The organism is Agrobacterium sp. lyk4-40-TYG-31 (assembly GCF_030209855.1).
In the GTDB taxonomy this organism is placed as follows: Bacteria; Pseudomonadota; Alphaproteobacteria; order Rhizobiales; family Rhizobiaceae; genus Agrobacterium; species Agrobacterium vaccinii.
Genome location: NZ_JARVRE010000004.1, coordinates 729,104 through 744,506, shown reverse-complemented (window position 1 = coordinate 744,506; position 15,403 = coordinate 729,104). Strand labels below are relative to the sequence as shown.

The window sequence follows — 15,403 nt, the reverse complement described above, 5'->3', positions numbered from 1 at the left end:
TCTCACTCTGCAGCCTGAACGACCGAACGGGCGGCAGTCCAGCGATTGACGGGATATGGCAGCCCAAGATTTTCGCGCAGGGTCTTGCCCTCATATTCCGTGCGGAACAAGCCGCGGCGCTGCAATTCGGGAATGACCAGATCGACGAAATCATCCAGCGCCGTTGGCAACCAAGGCGGCAGAATGTTGAAGCCGTCAGCAGCTTCGTTCTCGAACCATTCCTGAAGTGTATCGACAATCGTTTCTGGCGTACCGACGATGGTAAAGTGGCCGCGCGCAGACGCGATCCATTGATAAAGCTGACGAATGGTGAAGTTGTTCTCGTCTGCGATCTGGCGGATAAGCGCCTGACGGCTCTTCATGCCTTCGGTCGGCGGTGCAACCGGCAGCGGCCCGTCCAGATCATGACCACGCAGGTCCAGCGTGCCGCCCGTCAGGCCGTTCAGCAGGCCGACGCCGTCTTCCTCCAGAATGAGCGACGTCAACCGCTCGTATTTCTCCTGCGCCTCTTGCAACGTCCGTCCCACGAAAGGCGATACGCCCGGCATGACGAGAATGTGGCTGGGGTCACGACCCAGACCCCGCGCCCGCGCCTTGATGTCACGGTAGAATTCCTGCGCCGTCTCCAGGTGCTGATGCGCCGTGAAGATGACCTCGGCAGTCGCCGCCGCAAGCCCGCGCCCATCATCCGACTGGCCAGCCTGCACGATGACCGGATGCCCCTGAGCGGAACGCGACACGTTCAACGGCCCGCGAACCTGAAAATGCTCGCCGCGATGGTTCGTCTCGTGCAGCTTAGAAGGGTCGTAGAAAACGCCGCTCTCGGCATCACGGGTAAAGACATCGTCCTCGAAACTGTCCCAGAGCGCCTTGACGACGTCCACATGTTCAGCAGCACGGCGATAGCGATCAGCATGGGGCAGCTGTGTCTGGCGATTGAAATTCTGTGCCGTCGGATCGCCCGTCGTCGTCACGACATTCCACCCTGCCCGCCCGCCAGAGATCAGATCCAGCGAAGCGAATTTGCGAGCGGTCGTATAGGGCTCTTCATAGGTCGTCGACGATGTCGCGATAAAGCCCAGATGAGTGGTGAAGGGCGCGAGCGCCGAAAACAGCGTCGTCGGCTCAAACCCGGCGACCTTGGCATTGCCGCCTTCCCGCGCCCCGCCAAATCCGATCGCCAGATTGTCGGCCAGAAAATACGCGTCGAAAAGACCACGCTCTGCCGTCAGCGCCAGTTGCTTGTGAAACTCGAAACTCAGCGCGCCATCAGCTGGTTGATCTGGATGCCGCCACGCCGCAACATGCTGCCCGCCACCGGGCAAAAACGCGCCGAGCCTGATTTTGCGTGTCATCTTCTTCTCCCCTATGACCTGCAAGTCATTGAAAGTAAAAACTTTCCAGACCTTGCGTCGATACCGTTCGCCTTGGAACGCTGTTGTGCGGATGAGGAGAAGCCTACATTGTCTATTATTTTAATATAGAAAATAGATTGCTTAGTTGGATGTCAGGCGGAATGATATTTGCGCATTTCGTTATGAACGGAAAATAATTGCAGAGGCGTGTTGTTTGGAGGTGTTTCAGCGAAAGTTGAATATGCGACTATTCATTCCGCCCTCATTCCTGTGCTCGTCACCGGAATCTAGCCAGTCCAAGTCATTGGGCTAAAAAGAGTCTTACTGCCGTGCGGAAGCGCGGCGCCTGGATTCCTGTGACAAGCACAGGAAGGAGGGGAGAAACCTACTCGTCCCCCTTACCCTTATCCAGCTTGCCCTGATCCAGCACGCGGCTGGCCTTCTCGTTCAAAGCGGAGGTGAGGTTCTTTTCGGCCTTGGTGCGGCCAAAGGTCAGGCGGTTCTGGTCCGCCTGCTTTTCTTTTTCGGACCGCGCCTTCTGTTTGCGAAACTGGCGCAGATTGACGATATCGCCGGTCAAGACCATCTCCTCATCTGCGCCGTGCAATCACTTGTTCTTGCGGAAGGCATCCAGCGAGACAACGGAGCCAGGCTTCTTTTCCTCGTCGGACTTTTTGTCTTCAGACGAAGCAGGCTTGCCCTCGGCAGGAACAGGGTAAGCGGTGATTTCCGCTTCCACAACTTCCTCTTCCTCGGCCAGGGGAACGTCGAATTCCAGCTCGAAATTGACCGAAGGGTCATAGAACCCTCTGATCGCATTGAATGGAACGACCAGCTTTTCAGGCGTGTCGGAGAAGGACAGACCGATCTCAAACTGAGTTTCCGTGACCTTCATGTCCCAGAACTGGTGCTGGATGACGATGGTCATCTGCTCGGCATATTTGGCCTTGAGGTGCTGCGAGATGCGAACACCCGGCGCGCCGGTCAGGAAGGTGATGAAGAAGTGGTGGTCGCCGGGCAGCCGTGTCGTGGCTGCGACTTCGCTCAATACCTTGCGAATAACGCCGCGAAGGGCATCCTGTGCGAGAATGTCGTAACGGATATGATCCTGCCCCATGCGGTCCTGTCTTTCCTTATTCGAACGTCTTTTAACCAAGTATACGCAATGTCTTACACCGCAGCAACGGAAAAGCCCTGCTTGCCGCGAGTCATTTCATCTTATAGCCAATTTCGGCGAAAGGGAGAAGGTGGAGGTTTCTGTTGCCAGGTACCTCCGAACCCCGCCTTACGGGGCTAACCGTAAGGACTTAAGTCGGAATTCCCACACCGCCATTAGGCAGCGAGAGCGTATTCCTTAGCGTTGTTGTCATTTGCAACTACACTTGTGACCCGATAACGGCGGTATCATGCCGAGCAAAAGTTCGATCTTTACACCCTTGTCGATCCTATTTCGCCCCCATCAAAAGCCGGCCTCATCAATAAGCCCGCCGGTTTTTGGTGGAGGCGCCGGGTACCGCCCCCGGGTCCAATAGGTTTATTCCATCGACCGTTTATCGCCATATCCGGATTTGCACCCGGCAAGGCTCATATAGGCGTTTCGTAGCTCCGAGAAAAGAGGCCCCGTGACATTTCGATGAAAGGTTGTGCGCAATTCTTGACGGAGCAAGACAGTTGGCACATTCTGCTTATCAAGCGGCACCTAAACCAAGGGCCGTACACCGCGGAGGAGAAGGACATGACGGACTATCTCGCAGATGTGAAAATATACGATGCCGACGCTGATGAGGCCACGGTCAACAAGATCGTCAAGCATCTGGGCATCGCGTTGCGCAATCGCGATTCCTCCCTCGTCTCGACATCCGACGCGGAAGAACTCACCCGGGTCAAAACCAACTGGATCGGCAAGAAACTGGGCGTCACCGGCCCGGATGCCGATAAAGCCGTGGAAGAAACCATCACCGCAATGAAGGGCGACCGCACGAAATCGCGCGTGACCTTCTATTATCTCGTGGCAAAGCATCTCGGAAAGCTCGAAACGCTTTGATTTCTGTGGGTGAGCCCACTCCCGACACTGGTTCCGCCGCTGCAAAAGCTTATAATAACCGCTTACAAAGAATCGGCGGCGGACTGATATGAAGCAATATCTCGACCTTCTTGCACATGTGATGAACACCGGCAGCGACCGTGGCGATCGCACCGGCACGGGCACGCGTTCCGTCTTCGGTTATCAGATGCGGTTCGATCTGTCAGAAGGTTTCCCGGTTCTCACCACCAAGAAGCTGCATCTGCGCTCCATCATTCATGAACTGCTATGGTTCCTTAAGGGCGAAACCAACATCGCCTATCTCAAGGAAAATGGCGTTTCCATCTGGGATGAGTGGGCTGACGAGAACGGCAATCTCGGCCCCGTCTATGGCGCGCAGTGGCGCTCCTGGCCAGCGCCCGATGGCCGCCATATCGACCAGATCGCGCTTCTGATCGAGAGCCTCAAGACCAACCCCAACTCCCGCCGTCATATCGTGTCGGCCTGGAACCCTGCGCTGGTCGATGACATGGCGCTGCCGCCCTGCCATTGCCTGTTCCAGTTCTACGTGTCGGATGGCAAGCTGTCCTGCCAACTCTACCAGCGTTCTGCAGATATCTTCCTTGGCGTACCCTTCAACATCGCATCTTACGCGTTGCTGACGCTAATGGTCGCGCAGGTCACGGGCCTGAAGCCGGGCGATTTCGTTCATACACTGGGCGATGCACATATCTATTCGAACCACTTCGAGCAGGCAGAACTGCAGATGCAGCGCACGCCGAAAGCGCTGCCAACCATGCGCCTCAACCCGGATGTCAAAAGCCTGTTCGACTTCAAATTCGAAGACTTCACGCTGGAAAATTATGAGGCCGACGCCTCTATCAAGGCACCGATTGCCGTATGACCGAACCCCGCGTTACGCTTATTGCCGCTGTATCTGAAAACAATGTCATCGGCCGTGATCTCGATATGCCGTGGAAACTCTCGACGGATTTGAAGCGGTTCAAGGCGCTGACCATGGGCAAGCCGATGATCATGGGACGCAAGACATTTCTTTCAGTGGGAGAGCGGCCCCTGCCCGGTCGTCCGCACATCATCATCAGTAGAAACCCGGACTATCGCCGAGATGGCGTAGACGTGGTTTCCTCGCTCGAAGACGCACTTTCCCTTGCGAAGGAAAAGGCGCAAGCACTTGGCGTCGATGAGATTTTCGTTGCTGGCGGCGGCGAGATTTACCGTCAGGCGATGCCCTTCGCTGATCAACTTTCCGTCACCCACGTCGAGGTTTCCCTGGAAGGCGACACGTTTTTCCCTCAGATCGATACTGATGTTTTCGAGAAAATCGAGGAAACTCCCCAGCCCGCTGGGGAAAAAGACAATTATCCGGTGAGATTCGCAACCTATCGTCGCTATCGGCAAGCGGTGTGAACTATTTACCGTGATTGGGTATTAAGTTACCGCCTCTGCGTTGAAACGCACCGCTCTCCTACTTATAACTGAGCCTACAGTCCCGCCTGACATGTGCAAGCGTGTCGATGAGGGAGCGGGAGAGTTTTTTAGCATAAGAGGTATGGATGCCCTGGAGCAATCAAAATGGCGGCGGCGGTGGCCCGTGGGGTGGCGGCGGTAACGGCGGCAGCGGCGGTGGCGGTGGAAACAACCAGGGCGGACCCTGGGGTCAGGGACCGAACCGTCCACGTGGCGGTGGTGGCGGAGGCGGCAATGGCGGCCCTCCTGATATCGAGGAAATCATTCGCCGCAGTCAGGATCGTTTCAAGAACATCCTTCCAGGCGGCCTGAATGGCGGCGTTATCGCCATTCTCGTGCTTGTCGTCCTCGCCTTTGTCGGCATCCAGTCCATCTATACGGTGCAGCCGGATGAACGCGGCGTGGAACTTCGTTTCGGCAAGCCGAAGGACGAAGTTTCGATGCCGGGCCTGCATTTCCATTTCTGGCCCATCGAAACCGTCGAAATCGTCAAGGTTACCGAGCAGCAGCAGAACATCGGTGCGCGCGCCACATCCACATCCGCCGCAACGGGCGTGATGCTGACGGGCGACCAGAACATCGTCAACGTTCAGTTCTCGGTGCTCTATACGGTGGCCGATCCGAAATCCTACCTCTTCAACGTGGATACGCCAGCCGAAACCCTTCAGCAGGTTTCCGAAAGCGCCATGCGTGAAGTCGTTGGCCGTCGTCCGGCACAGGATATTTTCCGTGATAATCGTCAGGCGATTGCGGCAGATGTTCGCTCCATTATTCAGGCGACGATGGACGGCTACGGCGCAGGTCTTTCCATCAATGCCGTCGCGATCGAAGACGCAGCCCCACCACGTGAAGTGGCCGATGCGTTCGACGAAGTGCAGCGTGCAGAGCAGGACGAAGACCGCTTCGTTCAGGAAGCCAACCAGTATGCCAACCAGAAGCTGGGTGCAGCCCGTGGTCAGGCAGCGCAGATCGTTGAAGAAGCCAACGCCTATAAGGGCCGTGTCGTGAACGAAGCTCAGGGTGAAGCACAGCGCTTCATCTCGATCTACGACCAGTACCGCACGGCGCCGGAAGTCACCCGCGAGCGTATGTTCATCGAAACGATGGAACAGGTTCTCAAGGGTTCCAACAAGATCATCATCGATGAAAAGCAGGGAGTGGTACCGTATCTGCCTCTGAACGAAATCATGCGCGGCAATACCGGCGCAGCACAGCAGGGAGGCAATTGATATGGGTAATCGTCTAACCGCAATCCTCCTCGGCCTCGCCGTCATCCTGTTCTTCGTTTACTCCTCGTTCTTCGTAGTCAACGAGCGCCAGCAGGCCATCGTCGTCCGCTTCGGTGAAATTCAGGACGTGAAGACCGAGCCGGGCCTCTACTTCAAGCTGCCATTCGCCTTCATGGATGCGGACCGGGTTCAGTACATCGAAAATCGCGCATTGCGTTTCGATCATGACAACATCCGCGTTCAGGTTTCCGGCGGCAAGTTCTACGAAGTTGATGCCTTCGTGGTCTACCGCATCACGGATGCCCGTCGCTTCCGCGAAACGGTATCCGGCGATCAGCTCTCTGCCGAAATGCGCCTGCGCACCCGTCTCGATGCATCGCTGCGTCGTGTTTACGGTCTGCGTGGCTTTGAATCCGCGCTGTCGGATGCACGCGCCTCGATGATGCAGGAAGTGCGCGACGATCTGCGTGCAGACGCCGAAACGCTGGGCGTCAGCATCGTGGATGTTCGCATCCGCCGTACGGACCTCACACAGGAAGTCTCGCAGCAGACCTTCGAGCGCATGAAGTCCGAACGTTTGGCAGAAGCCGAACTGATCCGCGCTCGCGGTAACGAAGAAGGCCAGCGCCGCCGCGCCATCGCGGACCGTCAGGTGGTCGAATTCGAATCCGACGCCCGCCGTCAGTCCGAAGTGTTGCGTGGTGAAGGCGATGCCGAGCGCAACCGCATCTTCGGCGACGCCTTCCAGCGTGACCCAAGCTTCTTCGAGTTCTATCGCTCGATGGGCGCCTATGTCACGGCACTGAACGGAAACGGCACAACGCTGGTGCTTTCACCAGACTCGACCTTCTTCCGTTATTTCAACAACATCGAAGGCAGACCTACGCAGCCCGCACCCCAGGCAACCCCGCCTGCCGCACCTGCGAATTGATTGATGACTTGATAAAAAGGGCCGGTGGAAACATCGGCCCTTTTTCTATGTCGAACTAAACATGGATTTGCCGTGCAAAGCCTTTCATCGTCGATTGATGGAGCGCTTGCGCGACGACAACTTTCCTGTACGGCTTCCATTTCGGTGGATGAGCAATAGATTCGGGCTTATTCACGAAAAGGTATTTTTACACTTCATCATTCCGCCTTATGCTTGGCTATTAAGCTAGGCCCAGGTTTTGCAAGATGCGAGGACGCTGTATGCCCGTTACCACTCTTTCGCCATTCCGCAGCAGCATTGCCGCCGTGGCGGGAATAGCCATGATTGCAGGTGGAATGGCTGTTCCGGGACGCGCGATGGCGCAGAGCAACGGGCCAGCGTCGGTTGCCGATCTTGCCGCTCCGCTGCTGGATGCAGTGGTCAACATCTCCACATCGCAAAGCGTCAAAGCCGAGGGTAAGGGCCCTACCCCGCCGAAAATTCCCGATGGCTCGCCCTTCCAGGAGTTTTTCAAGGATTACTTCGACAATCAGAAACCGGACAGTGGCGGTAAGGTCAGCTCGCTGGGCTCTGGCTTCGTTATCGATCCCGCAGGCTACGTAGTGACCAACAACCACGTCATCGAAGGTGCCGACGATATCGAGGTCATCTTTCCCAACGGCAACAAGCTGAAAGCAAAGCTCGTCGGTACCGATACCAAGACCGACCTTTCGGTTCTGAAGGTAGAGCCGAAGACCCCGCTGAAAGCCGTGAAATTTGGCGATTCCCGCGCCATGCGCATCGGTGACTGGGTCATGGCGGTCGGCAATCCATTCGGCCTTGGCGGCTCTCTCAGCGTTGGCGTGGTGTCGGCACGTGGCCGCAACATCAATGCCGGTCCTTACGACAACTTCATCCAGACGGATGCCGCTATCAACAAGGGCAACTCCGGTGGCCCACTCTTCAACATGAAGGGCGAAGTCATCGGCATCAATACCGCGATCATCTCGCCCAGCGGCGGCTCCATCGGCATCGGCTTTTCCGTGCCCACAGAACTGGCGCAAAACATCGTGCAGCAGCTGATCGAGTTCGGTGAGACACGTCGTGGTTGGCTGGGCGTGCGGGTGCAGCCGGTAACGGACGATATTGCGACGAGCCTTGGCATGGACGCAGCGCGCGGCGCATTGATCTCCGGCGTCGTCAAAGGCGGCCCCGTCGAGAACGGCCCGATCCAGCCAGGCGATGTCGTTTTGACCTTCGACGGCAAGGCAATTCACGAAATGCGAGATCTGCCACGCGTCGTCGCGGAAAGCCCTGTCGGCAAGGAAGTCGATGTCATCGTCCTTCGCGATGGCAAGGAGCAGACGGTCAAGGTCAAGCTTGGCCAGTTGCAGGATAGCGCCGACGAACAGCAGCCGGGCGCTGGCAGCGACGATGCCATGCCGGAAGACGGTGAAGGCGGCGAGATGACCGACCCGAACGACAAGAGTGGCGACCAGACCGAGCAGCAGGCGCCAGACCAGCGCGAAGGCCCGCAAACCGTTCTTGGCATGAACTTGGTCACGCTGACGGACGAGTTGCGTACTGAAAAGAGCATCGCCGAAAGCGTGGAAGGTGTTCTCGTCGCCAGCGTCGAGGCTGGTTCGGTGGCTGAACAGAAGGGCGTCAAGGCAGGCGATGTCATCGTCGAAGTCGGCCAGGACTTCATGGAAGTTCCCGGTGACGTCATGGTCCGGGTCAACGGCCTGAAATCTGCCGGTCGCAAGAATGCGCATATGATGGTCGCGGATGCGCAGGGAAATCTGCGTTTCGTCGCGGTACCGCTGGAATAGGTTTGAGTGCGGGTCGTCAGCGTCATCGCTGGCCACCCGCCATTCCTGACCATATTGCGGGGAACTTCCCCGCAATGACTGGCGTTGTAAGAAGCCAGCAAAATGAAACAGATTCAAAATCATAATCTTACGTGCAAAACTTGAATCCAGCTGGCAACGTCTTGAATCAGTTTGGAAAGCTCATATTTTGATACGCAAGCATTCCACCACCCTCCATGGGCACCGCACGAGCATCTCACTCGAAGATGCCTTCTGGGACGAATTGCGGACCATCGCCGAAAAGCGGAAAATGAGCTTCGCTGCTCTTCTCGCCGAGATAGATGACAACCGCCCGGAGACCAGCAATCTGTCTTCCTCGCTTCGCGTCTATGTGCTGAACTGGCTGAAAGGCGAAACATAGAACGATTGATTGCGAATGACCACCCTCAAAGCTCTAGCGATCTGCATCCTCACGGTCTTTGCAGCCGGCGCCGTCAACGCACGAGAAACTGGTGTCATCGCTGGCGTTAAAGTCGAAACCTTCAGCAGCGGACAGAACGGCCCTCGCCCTGTCGTGGTCATCCTCAGCGGCAGCAAGGGGTTCGCGGCACCAGCATATGACGGGATCGCCCGTCAGTTCTCAGGCGCTGGGATCGATGTCTATCTTGCACATCTGCTGACTGCCAACGATCTGGAACAGATAAATTCCTTGCAGGGCACGAAGCAGCGCATTGATTACTACCAGCAACGGCGAAAAGACTGGATCGGCAGCACGGTCAAACTGCTCACAGCACTGGGTAAACGACCAGAATACCACGGCCGTATTGGTGTGCTGGGCATTTCGCTTGGCGCGGAGAGTGCTGCTTTGACGATATCGAGCGGCGCGCCTGCGGACGCGGTCGTGCTCGTGGACGCAGCGCCCTCAAAAGCGTTTCCGTCAGGCAAGTCACCACCGTTCAAATTGATTTGGGGCAGCGAGGACACGGTCTTTCCGCTCACCACCGGACAACGCTTTGTGCAAGAGGTCAAAAAGGCTGGTGGCCATGCAACGCTGAACATCTTCCAAGGCGCTCACGACTTCTTTTTGAAGGATACGAAACAGGCAAGCGAAGCGTACAAGACGGCGATTCAGTTCTTCAAGTCAGAACTGGATGGAGATTGATTGGGCTTGGTAATGTGACAAGCACGAACCATCAAATGCTGACGCTTGCTACCGATACGCCTGAAGCGGCACTGTTCCTTAACCGCGAGATGCAACTCCAATAACCAGCACGCACAACCGGTATGCCTGCTCACGGCGTTCCCGTGTTCGGGGCCGGTGAATATTGCCGGATCACCTCTTGCGTCGGCGGCACCGTGAGAACTGGGCCGGACTGCGGTTTAGGCTCGGCGTCCTGCTGGCGTTTCAGCCGCTCCTGATTAGCTTTTTCAGCTTCCAGACGCTCTTGGGCCAATGTGCGCAGGCGCTCTTCTTCCAGTTTGCGAGCCTCTTCCTCCTCCTTCGCACGCTGAGCAGCCGCTTGCCGCTCCGATGCCTGGAAGCGGTAGAGCGCGACTTCACGGCGCAAGCGCTGCTTTTCCATGACGCTTGCCTGCAAGGCCTCGACACGGCGACGTTCACGCTCGAAGGCGCGCAGGGAAAGATAGCCCGTCAGCCCCGAAACGTCGGTGGTCAACGCGGGCTGCGCCAGCGGGCCGGTGTAGTTGAGGCGAATGGAGGGCTCGGCACCGGCGATTTCTTCGGCACCGGCATTGAAGAGAAGCTCGACACCGCCCGTCAGCGATTTATTGGCGAGATCAAGTGCCAGATCGCCATCGAAGGAGACTTGCGGTGTGGATGCGGTGATCGTCTGCATGCGCAGGCTGCCATCGTTCAGCGTGAAAGGCATGGTAACGTCGCCGAGTGGAATTTCGCCTTGCCAGAGATGCGCATCCACCAGCGGGCGAACCTTCGCCGCATCGATATTGCCTTGAAGGTCGTTGGCCGCCTGAAGCCACAGCGGGAACGCCGCCTGGTTCAAACCGCGCAGGACAAGGCCACCAGCGCGGATTTCACCAGAGCCACCTGCCGATGACAAGAGCTCTGCGGCGCTCTTGCCTGTCGATTCCGCAGTCATATCCAAGGCGAAACGACCGCCTGCGACGGGCTTGTCGGCACTTTTCCACATCACGGCATCCGGGTTGGCACCCGATACCGCGATCTTTGTGCGGAAAATGCCAGCGCCATCGCCGGTTGCCAGCGCAACGCGACCGGAGACCTTACCGCCCATCCAATCGCCAACCATGTCATCCAACGAAAGCGTGCCGTTGGCGTGGTTGAGCGCAAATGTGAGACCAGTGACGGTGCCGAACGCACCCGTATCGAAATTGGCAGCTTTTATCGCAAGCGAAGCCTCAAGCTTTGGAAAGGCTGGAAGCGAGACAGGCTTTGCACTGAGTGCGCCAGACTCAGGGTCGATGACGGGGCCATACATGGTGTCGCCCAGCCATGTCAGATCGACGTTCGCAAGCGACAGATCACCCGTGACTTTGTAAGGTGCGGCTTTCAGGACCGAGAGATTGCCGGAAAACGCATTGCCACCCGCCTGGCCCGAAAGGTTGGCAAGCGTTGTCTTGTCCTTATCGGACGTCAGCTTCGCCGTCGCCTTCGTGGCCATGCCGCCGCCCAGTTGCGGCAGGCCGATGGTGTTCATGATCAGATAAGGCTCGATATCCGCACTCTCCAGCGCGACATCTGCGGTTCCTTGCGCAAAATTGTCGGCGCGCAGCGAAAAACTGCCATTGGCGGAAAAATGGGTACGTTCCGTCGAGAAGCGGAAATCTGTCTGCACCGGCGAACCCATCGTGCCGTTGAGCTTGAGAGACAATAACCCTTCACCGTCTGCATCGAAAGGCAGGGGATCGAGCCCCGCCTGCCCGAAAAGGATCGCCGTGGACTGGTTCTTGAGAACAGCCTCCAGCGTCAGCGCGGTATCGTCGGTATCTGACAGAACATCGGGAAGCTTGGCGACGGCAGACACGCGGCTGCCATTGATGGTGCCGGAGACGGCTGCATTGGCACCGCCATTGTTCTTGTCGACGGACAGGTCAACCGCAATATCGGAATTTGCGTACCAGGCAGCACTTCTGACCAGACGATCGACTAGCGGATGCTGTGGCAGTTTCTGGCGCAGCAGATCGAACAAGGGCTGCATGTCGGCAGCGTGAAGGTTGATGGTGCCCTTGCCCGCGAAATCGCTAGACGAGCCCTTCACCTGCCCCTTGGCGCGCACTTCCGCACCGGCAATATCTCCAGCATTCATCATGTCCAGTGTCAGAACGCCGCCAGCAGTGGTGAAGGCGGTTTCCACACGGTTGGCCGTTACACCCGCCATATTGATGCGGTCTGCTTTGAACTTGGCGGTGATGCGGTGATCGAGAACGGACGAGCCGACCTGATCGCCAAGAACCAACCCGCCCAGAGCTTTGAGCGCATCCAGATCGATCTCGTCACCGGCAAGGTCGATATCGATGCTGGCGCTCTTGTCCTCAGACTGTCGCGCGATGCGACCCTTGAGGGATGCCTGCCCGATGGCAAGTTCTAACTTTTCGAAGCGCTGCGCCTGCGTTGTCAAAGATACGGTGGAGGAGAAGCCCGCAGCATTCAATTGGCGAATGGCCGGATCAACCGAACCGGACAACCAGTTGGCAAGGCCGGAGGGCTGGTTGGATGCAACAAGGAGATCGCCGTTGAACGCCGGGCCACCGGTCAGCGTCAGAGACCCCTTTGCCTCCAACTGCGTGCGGCCTGGCAGCACCGCCACCGCATTTTCCACCTGCCAGCCCGCACCATCGGGCCGCACATCCAGGCGGATGTCGCGAATGGTCGTGTCATCCGACACCAGCGCCGGAAGCCGGATACTGGCCTTGCCCGGCACCTGCGGCACCGGTATGCGCGCGATCAGGCTGGCAAAGGCCTCGATGCGCTGACGCACGGGCACAGTTGGCGTGCGTGACGTCTTGCCGGTCTGCACCGGCGCGGGGGCAAAGCGGTTGAAATCAATCTGCTGGCCATCTGCCGTCAGCAGAAATTCCGGGGCGGCACCCGTATCGAGCGTCGCTTCGCCTGTGATGATATAGGGATTTTCCGTGGCACCCAATTCCATGCGGTAGCTGGGCACGCGGACACGGCCGTTGGTCAACTCGAAGCTGCCGCGTGTGCGCGGTGCAGAAAGACTGGCCTCCGCGTTCTGCTGCTTCTGCTTGTCGTCCTGGCGGAAGTTGAATGTGAACGAGCCGCTATAGACGGGGCGTCCACCCGTTGCGGCGATGGCGCCATCCAGATCGATTTCCACCGGATGCTCATCCGGCAACATGCGCAGACGAAGACCCATGCGACCGACGCTCGCATCCGGTTCGCCACTGGAGAGAGAGAACGACCCGGCATGGCCATCGACCGCAGCACGGCCTTCTGCACGCCATGGACCGGCCAGCGACTTCGCCGACATATCGGCATTGAGGCCCGTGACAGTCCGGTTGCGGCCCGATTGCTCGTCGATGAATTCGATCTGCCCACCTTCGATGCTGACATTTTCCAGCACGACGGTCTTTGCCGGAATGACCGCACGGCTTCCTCGCGTCCAGTCCAGCGTGCCGTCTTTCAGCAGGCGAATACGCGCCTTGGGCTCTTCGATGCGCATGTCGAAAATACGCGCTTCCCCGGAGAGGAAAGGCGCCAGTTCGGCATCCATGGAAAACCGGGCGACCTGAATTTGCGGCGATCCGTCGGCATCCATACCGGCGCGCACATCATGCAGGGTAACGGAGGGGAACGGCAGCAACCGCGCTTCGACGGGACCGTGCACGACGACTTTCTTGCCGAGGATAAGGCTCGCCTGATCCTCGAAGTTGCGTCGAAAGTCAGTCCAGTCGATAAAATAGGGAATGAACAGCGCCGCAAACAGCGCCACGACCACAAGTCCGCCCAGAAAAACCAATATGCGTCCGAGCACGACCCGGTGTCTCCCTTAACCTGCGATGAAAACTATCTTTTTTTACTGCCAGAGCAAGCACGATTTCGCCACCGGGAACATTGCTCATACAGAATCTATCAGAAAAAGCTTACCCGGATTAAAGATATTATCGGGATCAAGTGACCGCTTGATGGCAATCATCACATCCAGCGCATTTCCCGCCTCTTCCGCCAGAAAGCTCATCTTGCCCTGCCCTATTCCGTGTTCACCGGTGCATGTGCCGTCCATTTCGATGGCCCGCCGGTTCAGCCGGGCAACGAAGGCCTCCGTGTTGGCGACACTCGCCGCGTCCTTGCCGTCGAACAGCACAAGCACATGGAAGTTCCCGTCACCGGCATGACCGACTATCGGCGCAAGCATTTGGTTGTCTAGGATATCCTGCTGCGTCTGCGTCACGCATTCCGCAAAGCGTGAAATCGGCACGCAGACATCGGTCGACAGAACGTCTAGATGCGGGGCAAGCGCCTTGGACGCCCAATAGGCGTCGTGGCGCGCCTTCCACAGTTTCGCCCGCTCCTGCGCATCATTCGTCCAGCGGAAATCGACGCTGCCGCATTCCTGCGCAATCTCGGAAAACTGTTGGGATTGCAGCGCGGTGGTTTCTTCCGTGCCGTGGAATTCCAGAAACAGCGTCGGCTTTTCTTCGTAGGACAGGCCAGAATAGGCGTTGCAGGCACGGATCTGCACCTCGTCCAGAAGCTCGATGCGAGCGACGGGAATGCCCATCTGCACCGTCAAAATCACGGCATCACAGGCCGCCTTGATCGTATCGAAGGTGCAGACGCCACCGGCGATCTTTTCCGGGATGCCCTGCAAGCGCAACGTCACTGATGTGATGACGCCGAGTGTCCCTTCCGCCCCAACGAAGAGGCGGGTCAGATCATATCCGGCAGAGGATTTGCGTGCGCGGCGGCCCGTGCTGATTTCCTCGCCATTGGCCGTAACGGCGGTCAAAGCGAGAACATTGTCCTTCATCGTGCCATAGCGCACGGCATTGGTGCCGGAAGCGCGCGTGGACGCCATGCCGCCAATGGACGCGTTGGCACCGGGATCAATCGGGAAAAACAGACCGGTGTCGCGCAGATAGGTGTTCAACTGCTCGCGGGTTACGCCCGGCTCAACCGTCACATCCAGGTCTTCGGCATTGACCGACAGAATGCGGTTCATACGGCTGAAATCCAGCGAGATACCGCCGGAGGGGGCGTTAACCTGACCTTCCAGCGATGAGCCGACGCCGAAGGGAATGACAGGAACCTTGTGCTGCGCACAGGCCTTCACCACGGCCTTTACGTCGTCTGTCGTCTCGGCAAACACCACGCCGTCGGGCAACTGCGTCGTCAGATAGGTGGTCGTGTGGGAGTGCTGCTCGCGAAAGGACTGGCCGGTCTGCAACTTGTCACCAAGCTGCTGCTTCAGCACATCGAGAACGGCGGAAATAGCAGCCTCGTCCTTCGTGCCAGACACCACATCCTTCAAAGCCATGTTCTTCTCCACTGCCATGCAAAACCGGACTCACCCTCAAGGGCAAGTCTGGCTGGTATGTGACAGGTCTTTAGCTTTGTCCAGCACAGCCGT

Annotated in this window: 13 protein-coding genes and 1 other RNA gene; 8 read left to right on the top strand and 6 right to left on the bottom strand. The window is 57.9% G+C overall.

Annotated elements, in window-relative coordinates:
- Positions 1 to 2: 2 nt before the first annotated feature.
- From QRN55_RS08775 to ssrA, 4 genes are all read right to left on the bottom strand, one after another.
- A complete protein-coding gene (locus tag QRN55_RS08775) occupies positions 3 to 1,355 on the bottom strand; it encodes an LLM class flavin-dependent oxidoreductase (RefSeq protein WP_284776423.1) in 1,353 nt (450 codons plus the stop codon).
- Between the two features lie 385 nt (positions 1,356 to 1,740).
- Entirely contained in the window at positions 1,741 to 1,935 is a 195-nt protein-coding gene (locus QRN55_RS08770) for a DUF4169 family protein (RefSeq protein WP_284776422.1), read from the bottom strand.
- A 27-nt stretch (positions 1,936 to 1,962) separates the two neighbouring features.
- Complete coding sequence (locus QRN55_RS08765; RefSeq protein ID WP_233121443.1) at positions 1,963 to 2,472, bottom strand: SspB family protein; 510 nt, start codon at positions 2,470 to 2,472, stop codon at positions 1,963 to 1,965.
- A 129-nt stretch (positions 2,473 to 2,601) separates the two neighbouring features.
- Positions 2,602 to 2,973: a transfer-messenger RNA gene (gene ssrA, locus QRN55_RS08760) on the bottom strand.
- Between the two features lie 117 nt (positions 2,974 to 3,090).
- Here ssrA and QRN55_RS08755 point away from each other — a divergent pair.
- The 8 genes from QRN55_RS08755 to QRN55_RS08720 all read left to right on the top strand — a co-directional run bounded on the left by QRN55_RS08755 (position 3,091) and on the right by QRN55_RS08720 (position 9,978).
- Entirely contained in the window at positions 3,091 to 3,399 is a 309-nt protein-coding gene (locus tag QRN55_RS08755) for a DUF2853 family protein (RefSeq protein WP_111837993.1), read from the top strand.
- Positions 3,400 to 3,487: 88 nt separating this feature from the next.
- Positions 3,488 to 4,282 carry a thymidylate synthase gene (locus tag QRN55_RS08750; protein ID WP_233121445.1) on the top strand — a complete coding sequence of 265 codons (795 nt, stop codon included), beginning with the start codon at positions 3,488 to 3,490 and terminating at the stop codon, positions 4,280 to 4,282.
- Complete coding sequence (locus tag QRN55_RS08745; RefSeq protein ID WP_284776421.1) at positions 4,279 to 4,806, top strand: dihydrofolate reductase; 528 nt, start codon at positions 4,279 to 4,281, stop codon at positions 4,804 to 4,806. The genes QRN55_RS08750 and QRN55_RS08745 overlap by 4 nt, the downstream gene beginning before the upstream one ends.
- A gap of 146 nt (positions 4,807 to 4,952) precedes the next feature.
- A complete protein-coding gene (hflK, locus tag QRN55_RS08740) occupies positions 4,953 to 6,095 on the top strand; it encodes an FtsH protease activity modulator HflK (protein ID WP_284776420.1) in 1,143 nt (380 codons plus the stop codon).
- A gap of 1 nt (position 6,096) precedes the next feature.
- The gene (gene hflC / locus QRN55_RS08735; protein ID WP_112498714.1) at positions 6,097 to 7,026 is read left to right on the top strand and encodes a protease modulator HflC; all 930 of its coding nucleotides are present in this window, start codon (positions 6,097 to 6,099) and stop codon (positions 7,024 to 7,026) included.
- Positions 7,027 to 7,286: 260 nt separating this feature from the next.
- On the top strand, positions 7,287 to 8,837 hold the full coding sequence (locus tag QRN55_RS08730; RefSeq protein ID WP_284776419.1) for a Do family serine endopeptidase: 1,551 nt from the start codon (positions 7,287 to 7,289) through the stop codon (positions 8,835 to 8,837).
- A 187-nt stretch (positions 8,838 to 9,024) separates the two neighbouring features.
- Entirely contained in the window at positions 9,025 to 9,237 is a 213-nt protein-coding gene (locus tag QRN55_RS08725; protein ID WP_284776418.1) for a ribbon-helix-helix domain-containing protein, read from the top strand.
- Between the two features lie 15 nt (positions 9,238 to 9,252).
- Positions 9,253 to 9,978: a dienelactone hydrolase family protein gene (locus QRN55_RS08720; protein WP_284776417.1), complete on the top strand. Its 726-nt coding sequence runs from the start codon at positions 9,253 to 9,255 to the stop codon at positions 9,976 to 9,978.
- A gap of 130 nt (positions 9,979 to 10,108) precedes the next feature.
- On the opposite strand, the gene QRN55_RS08715 is transcribed toward QRN55_RS08720, so the two are convergent.
- Entirely contained in the window at positions 10,109 to 13,807 is a 3,699-nt protein-coding gene (locus QRN55_RS08715) for an AsmA family protein (protein WP_284776416.1), read from the bottom strand.
- A gap of 84 nt (positions 13,808 to 13,891) precedes the next feature.
- The gene (locus QRN55_RS08710) at positions 13,892 to 15,310 is read right to left on the bottom strand and encodes an FAD-binding oxidoreductase (protein WP_284776415.1); all 1,419 of its coding nucleotides are present in this window, start codon (positions 15,308 to 15,310) and stop codon (positions 13,892 to 13,894) included.
- Positions 15,311 to 15,403 lie beyond the last annotated feature (93 nt).

Excerpts from the sequence above, each read along its gene's own strand:
- QRN55_RS08775 (WP_284776423.1), bottom strand. The coding sequence starts at position 1,355 with ATGACACGCAAAATCAGGCTCGGCGCGTTTTTGCCCGGTGGCGGGCAG.
- QRN55_RS08765 (WP_233121443.1), bottom strand. The coding sequence starts at position 2,472 with ATGGGGCAGGATCATATCCGTTACGACATTCTCGCACAGGATGCCCTT.
- QRN55_RS08755 (WP_111837993.1), top strand. The coding sequence starts at position 3,091 with ATGACGGACTATCTCGCAGATGTGAAAATATACGATGCCGACGCTGAT.
- QRN55_RS08750 (WP_233121445.1), top strand. The coding sequence starts at position 3,488 with ATGAAGCAATATCTCGACCTTCTTGCACATGTGATGAACACCGGCAGC.
- QRN55_RS08745 (WP_284776421.1), top strand. The coding sequence starts at position 4,279 with ATGACCGAACCCCGCGTTACGCTTATTGCCGCTGTATCTGAAAACAAT.
- hflK (WP_284776420.1), top strand. The coding sequence starts at position 4,953 with ATGCCCTGGAGCAATCAAAATGGCGGCGGCGGTGGCCCGTGGGGTGGC.
- hflC (WP_112498714.1), top strand. The coding sequence starts at position 6,097 with ATGGGTAATCGTCTAACCGCAATCCTCCTCGGCCTCGCCGTCATCCTG.
- QRN55_RS08730 (WP_284776419.1), top strand. The coding sequence starts at position 7,287 with ATGCCCGTTACCACTCTTTCGCCATTCCGCAGCAGCATTGCCGCCGTG.
- QRN55_RS08720 (WP_284776417.1), top strand. The coding sequence starts at position 9,253 with ATGACCACCCTCAAAGCTCTAGCGATCTGCATCCTCACGGTCTTTGCA.
- QRN55_RS08710 (WP_284776415.1), bottom strand. The coding sequence starts at position 15,310 with ATGGCTTTGAAGGATGTGGTGTCTGGCACGAAGGACGAGGCTGCTATT.